At 37.1% G+C, this 16,244-nt stretch carries 15 protein-coding genes and 7 pseudogenes; 5 read left to right on the forward strand and 17 right to left on the reverse strand.

What is annotated here, in order from left to right; translation table 11 throughout:
- Positions 1-380 precede the first annotated feature (380 nt).
- Positions 381-1,246: pseudogene (locus tag JCM13188_RS12100) on the reverse strand (nucleotidyltransferase-like protein).
- Positions 1,247-1,418: 172 nt separating this feature from the next.
- Here JCM13188_RS12100 and JCM13188_RS12105 point away from each other — a divergent pair.
- The gene (locus JCM13188_RS12105; RefSeq protein ID WP_054754357.1) at positions 1,419-1,799 is read left to right on the forward strand and encodes a YgzB family protein; all 381 of its coding nucleotides are present in this window, start codon (positions 1,419-1,421) and stop codon (positions 1,797-1,799) included.
- A gap of 81 nt (positions 1,800-1,880) precedes the next feature.
- Here the strand turns inward: JCM13188_RS12105 and perR are convergent, their stop codons facing one another.
- From perR to JCM13188_RS12130, 6 genes and pseudogenes are all read right to left on the reverse strand, one after another.
- Positions 1,881-2,315, reverse strand: a complete 435-nt coding sequence (perR, locus tag JCM13188_RS12110; protein ID WP_279401790.1) for a peroxide-responsive transcriptional repressor PerR — start codon at positions 2,313-2,315, stop codon at positions 1,881-1,883.
- A 107-nt stretch (positions 2,316-2,422) separates the two neighbouring features.
- Positions 2,423-2,976, reverse strand: a pseudogene (locus JCM13188_RS12115) (cob(I)yrinic acid a,c-diamide adenosyltransferase).
- 2 nt (positions 2,977-2,978) lie between these two features.
- A complete protein-coding gene (locus tag JCM13188_RS21105; RefSeq protein ID WP_369404991.1) occupies positions 2,979-3,308 on the reverse strand; it encodes an NAD(P)-dependent oxidoreductase in 330 nt (109 codons plus the stop codon).
- On the reverse strand, positions 3,301-3,930 hold the full coding sequence (locus JCM13188_RS12120) for an NAD(P)-dependent oxidoreductase (RefSeq protein WP_369404992.1): 630 nt from the start codon (positions 3,928-3,930) through the stop codon (positions 3,301-3,303). The genes JCM13188_RS21105 and JCM13188_RS12120 overlap by 8 nt, the downstream gene beginning before the upstream one ends.
- 330 nt (positions 3,931-4,260) lie before the next feature.
- A pseudogene (gene bcp, locus JCM13188_RS12125) lies at positions 4,261-4,732 on the reverse strand (thioredoxin-dependent thiol peroxidase).
- 61 nt (positions 4,733-4,793) lie between these two features.
- Positions 4,794-5,180, reverse strand: coding sequence for an ion channel (locus JCM13188_RS12130; protein ID WP_054754361.1), 387 nt, complete (start codon positions 5,178-5,180; stop codon positions 4,794-4,796).
- A gap of 124 nt (positions 5,181-5,304) precedes the next feature.
- Between JCM13188_RS12130 and JCM13188_RS12135 the strand changes: the two are divergent.
- A pseudogene (locus JCM13188_RS12135) lies at positions 5,305-6,586 on the forward strand (glutamate-1-semialdehyde 2,1-aminomutase).
- A 37-nt stretch (positions 6,587-6,623) separates the two neighbouring features.
- Here JCM13188_RS12135 and JCM13188_RS12140 read toward each other — a convergent pair.
- Entirely contained in the window at positions 6,624-7,370 is a 747-nt protein-coding gene (locus tag JCM13188_RS12140; RefSeq protein WP_054754363.1) for a hypothetical protein, read from the reverse strand.
- A gap of 334 nt (positions 7,371-7,704) precedes the next feature.
- Between JCM13188_RS12140 and JCM13188_RS19215 the strand changes: the two genes are divergently transcribed.
- A complete protein-coding gene (locus JCM13188_RS19215) occupies positions 7,705-8,130 on the forward strand; it encodes an aromatic acid exporter family protein (RefSeq protein ID WP_279401791.1) in 426 nt (141 codons plus the stop codon).
- Positions 8,127-8,741: a hypothetical protein gene (locus tag JCM13188_RS19220; RefSeq protein WP_279401792.1), complete on the forward strand. Its 615-nt coding sequence runs from the start codon at positions 8,127-8,129 to the stop codon at positions 8,739-8,741. The genes JCM13188_RS19215 and JCM13188_RS19220 overlap by 4 nt, the downstream gene beginning before the upstream one ends.
- Positions 8,742-9,319: 578 nt before the next feature.
- Here JCM13188_RS19220 and JCM13188_RS12150 read toward each other — a convergent pair.
- The 9 genes and pseudogenes from JCM13188_RS12150 to JCM13188_RS21120 form a co-directional block, all read right to left on the reverse strand.
- Positions 9,320-9,883 (reverse strand): annotated as a pseudogene (locus JCM13188_RS12150) (GNAT family N-acetyltransferase).
- Between the two features lie 129 nt (positions 9,884-10,012).
- Positions 10,013-10,492, reverse strand: a complete 480-nt coding sequence (locus JCM13188_RS12155) for a DUF1062 domain-containing protein (RefSeq protein WP_279401793.1) — start codon at positions 10,490-10,492, stop codon at positions 10,013-10,015.
- A gap of 379 nt (positions 10,493-10,871) precedes the next feature.
- Positions 10,872-11,222, reverse strand: a complete 351-nt coding sequence (locus JCM13188_RS12160) for a VOC family protein (protein WP_054754369.1) — start codon at positions 11,220-11,222, stop codon at positions 10,872-10,874.
- A 195-nt stretch (positions 11,223-11,417) separates the two neighbouring features.
- A pseudogene (locus JCM13188_RS12165) lies at positions 11,418-13,189 on the reverse strand (ABC transporter ATP-binding protein).
- 60 nt (positions 13,190-13,249) lie between these two features.
- Positions 13,250-13,777, reverse strand: coding sequence for a nucleoside tri-diphosphate phosphatase (ntdP, locus tag JCM13188_RS12170; protein WP_054754371.1), 528 nt, complete (start codon positions 13,775-13,777; stop codon positions 13,250-13,252).
- Positions 13,778-13,914: 137 nt separating this feature from the next.
- Positions 13,915-14,106 carry a gamma-type small acid-soluble spore protein gene (locus JCM13188_RS12175; RefSeq protein ID WP_054754372.1) on the reverse strand — a complete coding sequence of 64 codons (192 nt, stop codon included), beginning with the start codon at positions 14,104-14,106 and terminating at the stop codon, positions 13,915-13,917.
- Positions 14,107-14,164: 58 nt separating this feature from the next.
- Positions 14,165-14,698 (reverse strand): NUDIX domain-containing protein, encoded by a 534-nt coding sequence (locus tag JCM13188_RS21110; RefSeq protein ID WP_369404993.1) that lies wholly within the window; start codon positions 14,696-14,698, stop codon positions 14,165-14,167.
- Entirely contained in the window at positions 14,695-14,883 is a 189-nt protein-coding gene (locus tag JCM13188_RS21115) for a hypothetical protein (RefSeq protein WP_369404994.1), read from the reverse strand. The genes JCM13188_RS21110 and JCM13188_RS21115 overlap by 4 nt, the downstream gene beginning before the upstream one ends.
- Complete coding sequence (locus JCM13188_RS21120; protein WP_369404995.1) at positions 14,855-15,232, reverse strand: HhH-GPD family protein; 378 nt, start codon at positions 15,230-15,232, stop codon at positions 14,855-14,857. Before JCM13188_RS21120 ends, JCM13188_RS21115 begins: the two co-directional genes overlap by 29 nt.
- Before the next feature lie 44 nt (positions 15,233-15,276).
- On the opposite strand from JCM13188_RS21120, the pseudogene JCM13188_RS12185 reads away from it, so the two are divergent.
- Positions 15,277-16,241 (forward strand): annotated as a pseudogene (locus JCM13188_RS12185) (metal-dependent hydrolase).
- Positions 16,242-16,244: the final 3 nt, after the last annotated feature.

Raw genomic sequence — 16,244 nt, forward strand, 5'->3', positions numbered from 1 at the left:
TTATATAGAATAACAAGTTCTCAGGAAAAAGTCAACTACTTTTTAGTTGATTTTGAGATTTTGTTTTCTTGTTTATCACGCTCTGTTCTTAACGCGACGTTTAATAATTTATCATGAATTAATCAGATTGACAAGTGCTTTTTCAAAAAGATTTAATTCATTTTGTTGGCACCAATTTAAAGTGTCTTTTTGGCGCGACAAGAAATAATATAGCACGGATTCATTTCTCAAGTCAATAGATTTTTTAAACCACTATCAATATTATGAATGAACCCCAGTCAGCGTTCCTTATTTTTAACAAAACTATGCCATCCATACATATTATCTAAAGAAAGGTTAGAAGCTAGCCACTCTTGTCGCACTGAGTGGCTTAACTTCCGTTATTTTAAAACATATTGCCTATGGAAGATACTCTGTCCTTTCGTTTCAACTAAAACGGTCTTTATAATTTTTCGTTCAACTAAATACTCTAACAGTATAGATAGATCTAATGTATAAGCTTGTAATTCAGGGTGCACTTTGAGTTCTCCGAACGACCATGGCTCCTCTTTTTCTTTCATTAAATTAAGTAAATGCTCAGCGCCATGCTCTGCTCTTGAATGAATCGCAAAATCGCTTGCCAGTAACATCAGAGAAATTTTCTTCTCTAATGATTCTTCACTTTCCATTAATTCTTCATATAGTTTATAAACTTCCGGATCAATTTTTTTAACTTGATTCCAGACGGTTATCTCTGGGTGAAAGCCTTTTTCTAATACTGTAACCCGTGCTAGGTAATGCAAAGATCTAACCATTAAACTGTTAGCATCCATATAGTGTTTACTATTATATAAATCTTTACACTCGCGATAAGCTCTTATCAACTTCGCGAATTCAACAGCCTTTTTAAGCTTCCTATTCTTTTCGGGAAATTGATGTAGTGTTTCTTTTAAGTTCGCCATATATTCATTTCGGTCAAAAATTACTTTCCCATTAATTAACCAGTCAATGGCTTTACGGTAACCGCTCTTGTCAATCCATTCATTTAATAACTGTTCATCCACAATGTGCATGGCAGCTGTTTTTGTTCAAATTCATAGTGTTTGACATACCAATCTTCTTCCGCTTCACGCACGACAATTAGCAGAATCACATCAAAGTTATCTGTAACTGGGCTTTGATCATGCAATTTCTCATATAATAAAACTCCAAGTGTGTTAGGCTGGCTTGCTCTCTCTTGATAAATTGGACGCAATAGATTCTCCATCCTTAATCCTCCCTCGACCATTCCTCAAATAATTAAATTCGACAAAATTCATGATTTTCCTTTTTTCTTCACATACACTAAAATAAATTATGCTATACTTCTATCAGATATTAAAAGGCAATATATAGAGAAAACTTTTACTTATTGGAATGACAAGGGAGGTGCCCTTCATATGAAATTGAAATATAGTAATAAAATAAATAAGATACGTACAGTCGCACTAGCATTAGTTTTTGCTGGTATGATTATTATGTATATCGGTCTTTTATTTAAGAGCTATGAATGGGTAATGGTCTTATTTATGTTCTTAGGATTAATTGCAATCATTCTAAGTACGGTTATTTACTTCTGGATTGGAATGCTCTCCACAAGGGCAGTTCAAGTGGCTTGCCCAGAATGCGGAAAAGCAACGAAAGTATTAGGGCGCGTGGATGCGTGTATGTTTTGTAAACAGCCTCTAACTCTAGACCCTAATTTAGAAGGCGAAGAGTTTGATGAGAAATACAACTCGAAGAAATATTGGAAAGAGCAAGAGAAAAAGAGTAATAGTTAAACTCTGTAGGGCTATCTCAATTAACGAGGTGGCCCTTTTTTAATAAATAAAAACCACACCATGAAAGGAGTGGTTTAGAATTTAGTGATTCGTTTGTTGGCAGTCTTCGCATTTTCCGTAAACTTCCATGCGGTGATGACTGACTTCGAAGCCTGTTACTTGCTCTGCTAGTTGCTCCACTTCATCTAATGAAGGGTAGTGGAAATCAACAATTTTACCACAAGACTCGCAAATAACATGATAGTGTTCTGTCGTATTGCAATCGAAACGGCTAGATGAGTCGCCATAAGTGAGCTCTCTGACTAAGCCAATCTGTTGAAATACACGTAAGTTATTATATACTGTTGCAACACTCATGTTTGGGAATTTACCTTCAAGTGCTTTATAAATATCATCTGCGGTTGGATGAGTCATCGCTTGCATAAGATACTCAAGCACTGCATGACGTTGGGGAGTAATCCTTACACCCGAGCTTTTAAGATGAGATAAGGCTTCCTGTAATCTTTGTTCTGACACCGTCATGCACCTCTCTTTCAACTATATAATTATTAAATAAGAATTCTTATAAATAGTTTAATTCGAAATAGAGTCTTTTGTCAATTTATATGGCTAAAAAGACCAAGTTATACATCGGTATTTAATGGTAATTCCTCTCCGCCTAAACCTTGGTTTACATAACGAGCTGCTACAAATAGAAAGTCCGAAAGTCTATTTAAATATTGCAAGACCAGTTCATTGTCCACATCTTCAATCGCCACCGCCATTCTCTCTGCTCTGCGCACAATTGTGCGGGCTACGTGTAGAGAAGCTGCTGCGGGATGGCCAGATGGTAGAATAAAGTTCTTTAATTCTTCTAGATTTTGATCCCACTCATCAATTTGTTTTCTAAGAAGTCGATATGCTCTTGCTTAAGTTTCCACATGACTTCTTTACCGCTAGGAGTTGCAAGCTCTGCCCCAACATGGAACAAGACTGTTTGCACTTTATGCAAAGCATCAATGACTTGGTCTTTACCATCCCACTCTGCGTTTAATAGATGGCTCCTCGCAACTCCTACAACTGAATTGGCTTCATCACAAGTTCCGTATGCTTCAACACGAATATCGTTTTTCTTTACGCGCTTTCCATAAATGAGAGATGTACTTCCCTTATCTCCAGAACGAGTGTAAATTCTCATCTTTAGTACCCCCTCTTCGGATCGATCACGTTAATTTCAGGTTTTTCCCCATTTAAGAACTGTTTTAGGTTATTCTCAAAAATATCTAAAGCACGTGGCATGTATCCTGCTGTAATCGCAGAATTGTGAGGCGTGAGTGTCACATTCTCCATATCCCAAAGCGGGCTATCTTCTGGTAAAGGTTCTACTTCAAATACATCTAAAACAGCATGACGAATTTCATTGTTGTTTAGAGCTTCAATCATTTCTTTTTCATCAACTGTCGTACCTCGTCCCATGTTTAAGAAAACAGCATCCTCTTTCATCGCTTTAAAATGTTCTGACTTAAACATTTTTTTCCGTATCTGGCGTTGCTGGAAGCACATTAATCACAAAATCGGCTTCAGGCAATTTGTCTAAAAGTTCTTCATTTTTGTAACATTCATCGAAGTAGTCTTTTTTAGCACCACTTCTAGAAACTCCAATCGTTTTCATGTCAAAAGCTTTAGCCTTGCGGGCTGTTTCTTGCCCGATAGCGCCAGTGCCTACGACCATCATTGTTTTACCGCTAATTTCTTCGATTTTAACTCGTTTGTCATAAACATGTTTGCGCTGATTTTCTATAAACTGCGGCAGGTTTCGATAGACTTGAAGTAGCATCGCAATCGCGTATTCGGACATTTGTATTTTATGAATACCTCGAGCGTTCGTGACAAGGATATCTTTCTCAATAATTTTCTCAAATGGCATTTCATCAAGACCTGCTGAAACGACCATAATCCACTTAAGACGATCAGCTTTCTCCATATGTTCATTAGTCAAATCTTCACCGAACGTTACAATAACGTCAGCTTCTGGTATGTATGGTTCTGCCTCTTCAATTGGGTATTTAAAAATAAAATTAGCTTCAGGAAACTTGTCCACTAACTCTTCTCTAAAGCTCGTTTTCATTCGTGCTGTGACTAGTATATTCATTAACAGGACACCTCTTTTATTAATGGTTAAGTATATTTAGAGTTATATCGTGATGAAAGGATGCTTGTGCTGAAAAATTGTGATGAGCGAAGGTGGGGACTCCAGGTCGGCTAAAAACGGCCACGTCCTATGGCCAACGCCGACACTAGAACGTCCGGTTCGTCGCGGGAACAGCACGAGCTGAAGATCACTTTGAAAAGAAATTGATTTCTTTTCAAAGAAGCTGAAGCCGTGCCCACGGAAAGCGTCCACCGAAAGCGAAACACATTTTTATTGACACCAAATGGTTTAAAAACTGACCATAGTTACGTGCTATGGCCAGCTTACTTCTTAGCTTAAATTTTCTTTTATATAATTTAGTGCATCTTCAACGTGATCTTTCACGCGCACCTTACGCCATTCTTTAACAAGCTGTCCTTCTTTATCAATGATAAAAGTGGAACGCTCAATACCGTAATATTCCTTACCGAAATTTTTTCTTAAGCTTCCAAACATCAAAGTCTTCAGCTACTTTATGATCCTCATCTGCTAGGAGTAAGAAAGGCAAATCGTGCTTATCAATAAATTTCTCATGACGATCAACTGGATCCGGACTCACCCCAAGAATGACGGCGTCTAATTCCTCAAAACTCTTATGGTTATCTCTAAAATCACAGGCTTCTGTCGTACAACCTGGTGTCATATCTTTAGGGTAAAAATAAAGAACTACATTCTTCCCTTTAAAATCTGATAAACTAACGTTTTCTCCGTTACTTGCTTGCAATGTGAAATCTGGTGCTTGTTTACCTAATTCTACTGTCATGACGATTCCTCCTTTAATAATCCTTTATTTTAGATTATCGAAGAATGGCGCCGATGACAAATTATTTTATCAATTTATATAAAAATGCAGCTGGCAAGAGATAACCGACGGCAGCTTCAATTAATGATACGAATCTAGCAACCCCAATAGGATAAATATCACCATAGCCAACGGTCATTAGGGTGACTCCGCTAAAGTAAAGTGATCTTAAGAACCGATCAAGCGTGCTTCCGGCTTGCAAGGATATGTCTGATAGGACGGTAAATCCTATTTGTGACATTAAAAAATAGATTAAGGCAAAGCCAATCATTAATATAAAATAAATAATTAAAAATGCGATAAATAATTCACTTGAAAAGGAGTGCCGTATATTTCGATTACTCCTAAGAAAAATCAATATACTTACAATCACAATAATCACAACAAACACGATTTCTAAATACCCCATCCGCACCATCCTTTGATTACGCCTCATTAATTTTTATGTAAAAGTTGTCCATCTCATGTAAAAAAATGAGGGACTTGGTATGATAAAATATAGCTTGGATTATATTAAATTGGAGGATTTACTCATGAATAGACCTACATCTGAACAGTTATACAACGAAGCACAAGAACATATTGTTGGAGGCGTCAATTCTCCTTCAAGAGCCTATAAAGGTGTTGGCGGCGGGACACCAGTTTTTATGGAGAAAGCAAATGGTTCACATTTTTGGGATGTAGACGGCAATCAATATATAGATTACTTGGGGGCTTATGGACCGATTATTACCGGCCATGCTCACCCGCATATTACTGAAGTGATCAAGGGAGCGGCAGAGAACGGGGTATTGTATGGTACACCTACTAAACTAGAAAACAAATTTGCCAAGATGTTAAAAGATGCGATTCCTTCATTAGAAAGGTACGATTTGTTAATTCTGGTACAGAAGCTGTCATGACCACGATTCGTGTCGCTCGTGCTTATACAAACCGCACGAAAGTTGTTAAGTTTGCTGGGTGCTATCACGGACATTCAGACTTAGTACTGGTTGCGGCTGGTTCAGGACCATCAACACTTGGCACACCCGACTCAGCTGGCGTGCCAAAAAGCATTGCGCAAGAGGTTATTACGATTCCGTTTAATGATGCTGAGGCGCTAGAAGATGCACTAGAGAAGTATGGTCAGGATATCGCAGCCGTTTTAGTCGAACCAATCGTTGGGAACTTTGGAATCGTTGAGCCAAAACCTGGGTTTTAGAAAAGGTAAAAGAGCTGACGCATCAAAATGAAAGTTTACTTATTTTCGATGAAGTCATCACAGCGTTCCGTTTCCATTATGGCAGCGCACAAGAATTAACTGGTGTAACGGCTGATATGACAGCGATGGGTAAAATCATTGGCGGTGGTCTACCGATTGGGGCATACGGAGGCCGCGTTGATATTATGGAACAGGTTGCTCCACTTGGACCTGCCTATCAAGCTGGTACAATGGCTGGAAACCCTGCATCAATGGCTGCAGGAATTGCCTGTTTAGAAGTCTTACAAGAAGAAGGCGTGTATAATGAAATGGATCGTTTAGGGGCTAAATTAGAAGAAGGCATTTTAGAACGTGCTGATAAACACGGCGTTCAGATTACGATTAACCGGTTAAAGGGCGCCTTGACGGTTTATTTTACAAATGAAAAAATAACGAATTATGAACAAGCTGAAAATACGGACGGCGAACAATTTGCGAAGTTCTTTAAACTGATGTTAGATCAAGGCATTAACCTCGCACCTTCTAAATTCGAAGCGTGGTTCCTAACGACCGCGCACACGGATCAAGACATCGAAGAAACATTAGAAGCCGTTGATCATGCATTTAAACAATGAGTTAAGCAAAATCACCGCGAGCGATCGCGGTGATTTTTTATTCAATCGCCCATTCTATTCTAAAACGACCTTCCACATCATCACCTATGATGACAAATCGATAGACCCCACTTCTTTTGGCTTCAAACCTCGTTTGGTCGTCATTAATTTCAGCTCTGCCAACTTTTTGTCCAAGTTCATTTAGAATGTGGAAACTCCAGCCTCCCTCATTTATGTTATTAAATTCGAATGAAGACGTAATGGACTCCCCTTTTTCCGCTTTAATTGGCACTTCATGTCTACCATTAAAATAGTCAAAGGATGCTTCATACGAGGTTTCGGTTCTCTCTTCTACCCAGCCTTGTTTGTCAGTGAAATTTAAGTTAAGGAAAATGAAACAAACGAGCGGTACCACAATTGAGAGGAAAATTTTGAGTATAGTTGATTTCTTTGCTAGATACATACCCATATATACCGTTAAACCTGCCATTGCTCCGATTAGCCCAAGAATAAAGTAAAACGTCCAGATTTCCATTGGGTTTAGAAGAAAATACAAGACGCCTGAGACCACATAAAGTGCGAGTTTTATAGACTGATAGTTCATTAGGAATTTTTGCACAATAAAATCAATCATCGAAGTAGCTAAACTAAAGAGGATGATCCACCAGAAAACGACGCTTATTTCTTCTACGAACTCAAACCCATCGTCAATTTCCGAAGACAATAATAAAAAACTTGATAAGACAACGAAGAAAAAGCCTGCACCAGCTAATTTTTTTAATATGTAATGAATACTTCTAGTCATAGTTAACCTTCCTTAATATGTATATCCTCTTAATAGTAGCATACAAAGTCTCAGCACATGATACATCATATTGAACCGAAACCTATTGAAAAATTTTAAAAGTAGTTGTAATTTTCAAAATATTTGTGTAGAATGTAATTAATTCAGATTTAATGGATTACCCCTTATCAAGGAATTCATGTTATGAAACTCCCTTCCTTTCTGGTTTTTCCAGACTAAGCCTGTGCCGATTGCGCGGGCTTATTTTTATTCACAAAACATCTATAATATGTTTTTCTATTTATACATAAAGGTATTATTATAGAAGAAGATGAATAATCGAAAGAAGGTTTTTATGAAACTTGGAGCAAGAGCATTTAAAACAGGGCTCGCAACCGCCATTGCACTTTACGTTGCAGGTGCTTTTGGACTGAAGGCTGGGGTGTTTGCGGCAGCCATTGCGGCAGTCTCATCGATACAGCCATCTATTTATAGATCAGTCCAGACGATTATTGAACAGATTCAAGCTAACATAATCGGTGCAACGTTAGCTGTCATATTAGTTTTAACAGTTGGAAATGAACCATTTGTGATTGGGTTTGCGATTATTCTTGTTATTGGTATTTGTATGTTGTTTAAAATGAAAGAGGACACAACATTTATCGCGATTATTGCTGTCATTGCGATTATGGAATCGACGACTTTACCATTTTTAGAGCAGGCAGGCGTCCGCTTCTCTGCTATTTTATCGGAATTGTATCAGCATTTATCGTCAACATGACGTTCCTACCACCTAAGTATGAGACGAGGTTGTTTGAACAAATCAACAGCACAACGAATGACATTCTGCAGTGGATTCGTGTCACAACCAGGCACTTATCAGATCAGCCAGCTTTAAAACGTGAAATTCAAAGGCTACAAGAGGATATTACAAGGTTAGATCAAACATATATGCTGTTCTCAGAAGAGCGTACTTATACTAGAAGGCGGGGATTTGAAAGGGCTCGTAAACTAGTGTTGTTTAGACAATTAATCGCAACGACTAAAAAGGCTTTTAATGTTCTGCAAAACTTACACCGAATGGATTATGAAATTGAACATTTCAAGGGAAATATTAATAAGCAAATCATTGAAGAAGTGGATAAAACACTGCATACTCACGAAAAGCTAGTGCTCATGTACCTTGGCCGAATCCGTAAAAAAGAAACGGACCCACTTGAGAGAATCACCGAACCGAACATTCAAGATTTAGTCGATCAATTGATGGAAACCTATGACGATGAGGAAAGCGACCGCATGACCTTTCTTCCTCTCGCATCAAACCTATTAGAATATCATAACGAGCTTATTCACCTTAAGAAATTGCTGGTGAGTTATCAAAATAAGGAATGAGAAAAGGGACTTAGAATTTTTTTCTAAGTTCTTTTTAAATTTATCTTCTTCGACTAACGCCCCGTTGTTGAAGAAGAATTACTGCCCTATTAACTTATAATTTTTCGTAAGTTTTATTAAAAAGAAACTAATTAAATAGGACATACAAGAGACACCAAATAAAACGAAAATTCCAGGTGTAAGAGCCAAATATAGACTAAATGGTAATGACCATACAAAAGCAATTAACAACAATGATGGTTTTGATGTAAAAGAAGCTACGATTGCGACACAAGCTGGAAGTAATAGCATAAAAAAAAAATGTTGATAAAACAGGTTCAACCCCATAAGAATTTGTGTAAGGATTATAAAAATTTAGCACTATCCATAAAATTATGCTGGCAAAACCACTGATTATCCCTATAAACTTTGATGTATTTTTAATTAAAAACACCCTCCCCTCTTTGGATATGATAAGTATAAACTTTTACAAACATTCTTTCCCCTCCTGTTACTTAATGGTTTTCTAATTAACTCAAGAGCGATTGTCAAGATTGAACAATCGCCCTTTTTAGTTATAATTGTAGTTACTCACTATGTTACTTTATTATTGAATAGACACATGTGTCGGTCAGTTTGTTACCATCAGCGGAAAAATTATCATTTCTTAAAGTACCTTCTAATACAAACCCTAGTTTCTCTGCAATCGCACGACTTTTTAAGGTTTGTTGATTCACACCTTATTCCAATCCTTCTAAATTTAAAATGATTTAATCCAAAGTTAACCAGTTCCCTTACAGCTTCCGTCATATATCCATTACCACTATATTTTGTGCTAATCCAGTATCCAACTTCACATTTTGGAATGTCCCAGTCAATTTCATGGAGGCTCGTAGTTCCAATAAATTCATTGCTACCTTTGTCAAATATAAGAAAACGAAAGCTTTCTCTTTTAAAAAATTAATATGAGCATTCCTTAGCATAATCTCTACTTCTTCAACAGTAGGAGGTTCTTGGAAAAGTGACAACCACGATTTTAATTCATAAATAGAATCTTCAATTGCTTGGTACACAACTTCTCCATCACCAGCTTGTAATGGTGCTCGTAGAATCAGCCTTTCTGTTTCTAATTCTAGAGGAACATCTAACAATAAAGGGTTCATTTGATTTTCCCTCTTTCTAGACTTTTTAAATTAATAGTTAAAGTTTAATTTTCTGGCCTTTTCCTACAACTGTTATTTGTAAATTATGAGTGATTTTTTTCTTGATATTGATCTTTGGATTTAGAATGATCATCTCATCAAGTTCCAGTTTTTGAGGTTTGATCTTGAAATTCCAAGTATTTCTGATAATACTTTATCAATTCTAAGATCAAGTTCATATTTACAATAAAACCTAATAGTAAGATTGTTAGATTTTAAATCAATCTTTTCCTCTCTTAACTCGTAACGTATATTTGTATTCACTTCATGACATTGTTTTCTCAAAAGTTTGGATTGAAAAGCATAGCGCCAGATCGTCTCTTTATCATTACTTATAAATTTGTGATATAAATCAGAATTAATATTGTTTACATGTACTCTCGATAAAATAGGGAAATTCCAAGTTCCTTCACAATGCGTACAGTTATAAATAACCCAAACATCAACCAGTTTTTGATTTGAATTAACCCTGAATTTCTCACTACAATAGAACTCTGTATTCCTTTTACATTTACCACAGTTCCGAATGACATTAGGTGTTTCTTGTGGAATAATCTCAAAATTATACAAGCACATTTACCGTGCCTCCTATAATTCAGAGAAACGCCTGAAACGGTTGAGGAGAAAATTTCCCATAAAAAAGCGAAATACCTTATAGGAATCTCGCTCGGAATTAACAACTGATGATCCTGCGTTCCCTGTAATGGTTAAAAATAGACATACTTATCCCTACATAAAAATAAAGTGAAAATGAAAAATAAGAATGTACTATTTAGTTACTTTTTAACCATTACAAGTTATTGGCAAATCCAATTCCACCTTCCGTATTTCTCCTACTTATTAGAATACCACTATAGAAATATGTGTCAATTTATTTTCAAAATTATCTGTTAAATTTAATTTTGTAATCGACTTCTTCAAACCGTTGATTCATATGCAAAGTTAGTCTTTATAGATGGATTAAAATATTGACAAGTTTCCCGAATGGATCTCTAACGTAAAAGCGCCTCACACCCCATGGTTCATTAACTGGTCCATATTCAATTGGGATTTCTGCCTCTTTTACTCTAGCAAGTGCATCGTCTAGATTATCAACTTCAATTGACAAATCAGGTACTTGTGTCCCAGAGCCACCTTCTGAAAGGAAATTTATCTGAGTGTCCATCTTTTCATGCGATCCAAAGGTTGCAATAAAATCCATATTCATTAATTGGTCAAGTCCAAGGACGTCCTTGTAGAAGTAGCTTGCTTTGTTAATGTCTTGTGTTTTCACATTGGCAACTATTCGTTTAACCTTCATTCCTACAACCTCCAAAATATGATCAAGTTTTGGACAAATGTTATTTTACCAATGAAGCCCTTAAATTAACTCCATACTCCAAATAACCTTTTATTTATAAACTATTGATTAACTTACTACTTCTCTCCTTTACCTAAAAAACCTTTAGAAAAGTCACACTTGAATAAAGAAAAACCGCTGGGCTCTCCAGCGGTTCTACTGTATAGTATTCTCATTTTCTTTTTCAGAAGATAGTTCTTGTACTTGGAAAAGGTCGTAGTAATAACCTTGTTTCTTCATGAGTTCATCATGCGTGCCTTGTTCCATCACCATTCCATTATTCATTAAGACGATGCGATCGGCGTGGGTGATGGTCGATAATCTATGGGCCACAATGAAAGTTGTTCGGTTGTGTGCTAATTTTTCTAATGCTTCTTGAATTAAGTGTTCACTTTCTAGGTCAAGTGCGGATGTGGCTTCGTCAAAAATGAGTATGGGCGGATTCTTAAGGAATACCCGTGCAATAGCAACACGTTGTTTTTGACCGCCAGACAGTTTAACGCCTCTTTCGCCTACTTCGGTCTCATAACCATTTGGCAGGTCCATTATAAAATCGTGAGCATTTGCTGCTTTTGCCGCTTCGACGACTTCTTCATCTGTCGCTTGAGGGTTACCAATTCGAATATTCATCGCAATCGACTCGCTAAATAAAATATTGTCCTGGAGTACCATCCCAATATTGTTTCTGAGCGATCTAGCTTTGTAATTACGAATATCCACACCATCTAATTTTACTTTACCTTTTGATACATCATAAAAGCGAGGAATAAGACTGACTAAGGTCGACTTCCCACCGCCACTCATACCAACGAGGGCAACTGTCTCGCCTTTCTTAATATTTAAGTTAATGTTCTTAAGGACTTCTTCTTCTTCATCGTCATACTTAAATGACACGTTCTCAAAGCTCACATCGCCATGCACCGTGTTTAGCGTTTTTGCACCCGGACTGTCGATGATATCGTATTCTTCGTCCATAAATTCAAATACCCGGTCCATCGATGCGTGAGACTGCGTTAACTGTGTCATGGAGTTAATTAAACGACGTAACGGCTGATAAACACGGTCCATATAACCGATAAAGGCAACGAGTGTACCTAATGATACGTTACCTATAATGACAAAATAACCACCTAGGGCCACGACTAAAAGCGGGGCAATGTCCGTAATGGTGTGTGTAACGGCATATGACTTCGCATTCCAGTTCGTAAACTTAAGTGCACGGTCCAAGTAATGATAGTTTCGTTTATCAAACTGTTTCTGTTCATGATCTTCTAAGGCAAATCCTCTTGTGACTGGAACGCCTTGAACGCGTTCATGTAAATGGCCTTGAACTTCTGCTAAAGCTTGAGATCGATTTCTCGTTAGCTGACGTAATCTTGAGTAAAAATATTTAACAGAAAATCCGTAGATCGGAAATAATGCAATCGAACTAACGTTAACATGGGATCCATATACCACATAATGCCAACTGCAATGATAATAGTAAACATATCAAGCCATATATTCATAAGCCCTGTTACGACAAACGTCTTCGTTTGTTCGACATCATGTATCACCCGGGAAATAATTTCGCCAGATTTCGTCTTTGAATAGTATTTTAAGCTCAGTTTTTGTATGTGATCGAACAGAGTATCACGAATGTCGTATAAAATTTTACTACTGACCTCTTGAGCTAAGTATTGTCTGTAATATTCAATTGGTGGTCTTAAAATTAGGAATACGAATAGCGCAATACCCATCACCCACATTAGTTTAGATACTTTTTCATCATAAGGTATATCAACGCCTAGGATGTTATCGATGACATACCGATAAATGAGCGGAAGCATAAGTGGAATTCCGAACTTTAAGATTCCTATAATAATCGTTAATACAATTTTCCATTTATACGGTTTAACAAATTGTAAGTATCGTTTGATGCTGTCCAACAGCGTCACCTCTCATTCATACGAAAGAAACTCGCCTTCGTGGCGAGCTGAACCTTTATATTAGTTTGGAAACGTTAAGTAGTGCTCATACCATTTATCTACAAATTCTGGTGAAAATGGGCCTTTACGTTGCTGCACCCAACGTTCCAATGTATGTAACTGCTTGTACAAAATTTTCGATAAAACATCTGGATAATTCATTTGTTTACGATGCTGTTCAAACTCATCTTCATCTAATATGACATAACTCATATCTGGAAATACTTTAATATCTAAATCATAGTCGATATATTTTAAAGCTCCCTCATCAATGACAAACGGCGAACTAATATTACAATAATAATAGATCCCATCTGTACGAATCATACATATGACATTGAACCAATAGTTGCCTGTAAAATATGTAATCGCTGGTTCTCTGGTTCGCCAAAACCGCCCGTCACTTTCTTTGACTAAAACTCGGTCGTTTGCCCCAATTAATAAATTAGACTGGCTTTTGAGCACCATGCTTTCTTCCCAAATACGATGAATGTTGCCGTCATGCTTATAGCTCTGAATTTCAATCCTTTCTCCGATTTTTGGGAACATCTTTATACTCCTAACAGTTTCTTTAGTAAATGTAATTGTAACATAACCATAATATAAAGTTCTAAGAATAAGCAGGCTTTAATTCAATTAAAGAAGCACCCCTACCATAGGAGTGCTTCAGATTTTAACGCTTAGGGTTATTTGTTTTGTTGATTTTTCTTTTGCTGAGATTGTTGGTTACGACGCTGTACTTCTTGAGCATCAGTCTCAGAAGCAAATTCCGCACCATACTGACCTTGTTCAGCAGCTTGGTTTTGCTGCTTCACTTTTTCTACGTTTGTACCTGATGCTTGCGCATTTGGCTTTTGTTGGTTTTGCTTTTTAGCCATCAATATCACCTCCGCAAACTTTAGAGTAACCAAACGGAGGGTTTTATCCTAATTTCATTTATAAAATTTCATCCATCATTTTATATTGAACGTTTGGAAATGGATATTCTTTTAACTGATCTGCTGTTACAAACTGCCCGTAATCAATTTCCTCACCTTCAACTTGAGCAAAAACTAGTTCAATATTCCAAATCACATGTGAAAATACATGGCGTACTTGACCACGCTTAGCATTAACAGATAAGTCAGCGCCATAATGCTGTTTAAACCATTCTTCAATAGGTAGCTCTGATTTAGGCATTAGCGGAAATTCCCACAGATTCGCAAGCAAACCTTCACTTGGACGCTTTTGAATAAGTAACTCTCCATGTTTATTTTGAATAATTAAACCATAGAAGTCAGTTTGTTTCTGCTTTTTCTTTTTTGACTTAATAGGTAAATCTGTTTGATTACCGTATTCATAAGCAAGGCAGTGTTCTTGAACTGGGCACTGGTCGCACTTCGGCTTCTGCGGTGTACAAATTAATGCGCCTAACTCCATTAAGCCTTGGTTAAAAGATGATGGGTCGTCATGAGAAATAACTTCTCTCACCACTCTTCGAAAATCTTTTTAGTTCTAGGTTTTGCAATATCTTCTTCTATATGAAAAACTCTAGACATGACGCGCATCACATTTCCATCAACTGCGGGTTCTGGTTGGTTAAACGCAATGCTTAATATAGCCCCTAACGTGTATGGCCCAATACCTTTAAGTTTTTTTAAGCTTGTCTTTTTCATGTGGTACTTCGCCGTCATAGCTTGCCACAACTTCTTTGACGGCTGCATGAAGATTTCGGGCTCGGGAATAATAACCTAAACCTTCCCACGACTTAAGAACGTCTTGTTCTTCAGCATTGGCTAAGTCGTAAGTAGTCGGAAATCGATTCATAAATTGATTAAAATACGGAATGACCGTATCAACTTGCGTTTGTTGTAGCATAATTTCAGATACCCAAACACGGTACGGATCTTGATTTAAGCGCCATGGCAAATCACGTTTGATTGATAAATACCATGATATTAAATCCGTTTGGAACGAATGAACATTAAATAAAACGGGTATAGAAAAAGTAGTAGTATCTTTCAACGTTAAATCACCTACTTCAATTGAACTAAAAGGAGGAGCATATTTTGGATACTGCAACCCATATTACGATGGGCGTGGCAGTGGGTGGGCTAGCCACCGTTGATCCTGCTGTACAACAAGACCCTGCATTATTTCAAGCTGTATTAATTGGGGCCATTGTTGGTTCTCATGCTCCAGATTTCGATACATTGTTTAAATTAAAAGATAATGCGACTTACATCAGACACCATAGGGGAGCTTCACATTCTCCAATTGCTGTATTGTTGTGGAGCTTTTTAGTCTCGGGTGTTATTTTTCTGTTTAGTCCTGATGTGAATTATCTACATTTATGGTTATGGGTTCTATTCTCAGTATTTCTACATGTATTTGTAGATATTTTTAATGCATATGGAACGCAAGCCTTAAAACCATTTGTCGATAAGTGGATCGCAGTTGGATTTATTAATACGTTTGACCCACTCATATTTGTTTTATATATAGCTGGAATCTTTGCATGGTTACTTGGAGCTGACCCTCGTTATACGTTTGGTATCGTATTTTTCATCGTATTTCTATACTATATAAAACGTTATATGGATAAACGAGAAATCGTCAAGTTAATGGAAAATTATTTTGACGACGTTGAAAAAGTGATTACTCAGCCTACCATAAGACATAACATATGGCGAGTTGCTGTTGTGACTAAGGATCAGTTTTTCGTTGCAAGGTCGGAAGATGGTCACGTTGAAATTAAAGATGCTTTCGATCGCATGCCACTGCCCGATACAACAGAGATGAACGCCGCCTTACAAGACGCTAATGTAAAATCATTTATTAACTTTTCTCCAGTCTATCGGTATGAGATCGACCGTTTTGATGATTATACAGAGATACGTTTATTGACTTACGATACCGGGCTAAAGACAGGTATCCATTCGTAGCTGTTGTTACGATGGATAAATTTTACAATATCATCACGTCTTATACAGGTTGGGTCTATTCTGAAGACAAATTACAAAAAAAAAATTAGAGC

Origin of the sequence: Piscibacillus salipiscarius JCM 13188 (assembly GCF_001311865.1) — a bacterium.
GTDB classification, from domain to species: Bacteria; Bacillota; Bacilli; order Bacillales; family Alkalibacillaceae; genus Piscibacillus; species Piscibacillus salipiscarius.

Coding starts and splice junctions, on each gene's coding strand:
- JCM13188_RS12120 (WP_369404992.1), bottom strand. CDS start 3,930: ATGAATATACTAGTCACAGCACGAATGAAAACGAGCTTTAGAGAAGAG.
- JCM13188_RS12175 (WP_054754372.1), bottom strand. CDS start 14,106: ATGGCTAAAAAGCAAAACCAACAAAAGCCAAATGCGCAAGCATCAGGT.
- JCM13188_RS21115 (WP_369404994.1), bottom strand. CDS start 14,883: ATGAAAAAGACAAGCTTAAAAAAACTTAAAGGTATTGGGCCATACACG.
- JCM13188_RS12140 (WP_054754363.1), bottom strand. CDS start 7,370: ATGACTAGAAGTATTCATTACATATTAAAAAAATTAGCTGGTGCAGGC.
- JCM13188_RS12105 (WP_054754357.1), top strand. CDS start 1,419: ATGAAATTGAAATATAGTAATAAAATAAATAAGATACGTACAGTCGCA.
- JCM13188_RS19215 (WP_279401791.1), top strand. CDS start 7,705: ATGAAACTTGGAGCAAGAGCATTTAAAACAGGGCTCGCAACCGCCATT.
- JCM13188_RS12160 (WP_054754369.1), bottom strand. CDS start 11,222: ATGAAGGTTAAACGAATAGTTGCCAATGTGAAAACACAAGACATTAAC.
- JCM13188_RS19220 (WP_279401792.1), top strand. CDS start 8,127: ATGACGTTCCTACCACCTAAGTATGAGACGAGGTTGTTTGAACAAATC.
- ntdP (WP_054754371.1), bottom strand. CDS start 13,777: ATGTTCCCAAAAATCGGAGAAAGGATTGAAATTCAGAGCTATAAGCAT.
- JCM13188_RS12130 (WP_054754361.1), bottom strand. CDS start 5,180: ATGGGGTATTTAGAAATCGTGTTTGTTGTGATTATTGTGATTGTAAGT.
- JCM13188_RS21105 (WP_369404991.1), bottom strand. CDS start 3,308: ATGTTTAAGTCAGAACATTTTAAAGCGATGAAAGAGGATGCTGTTTTC.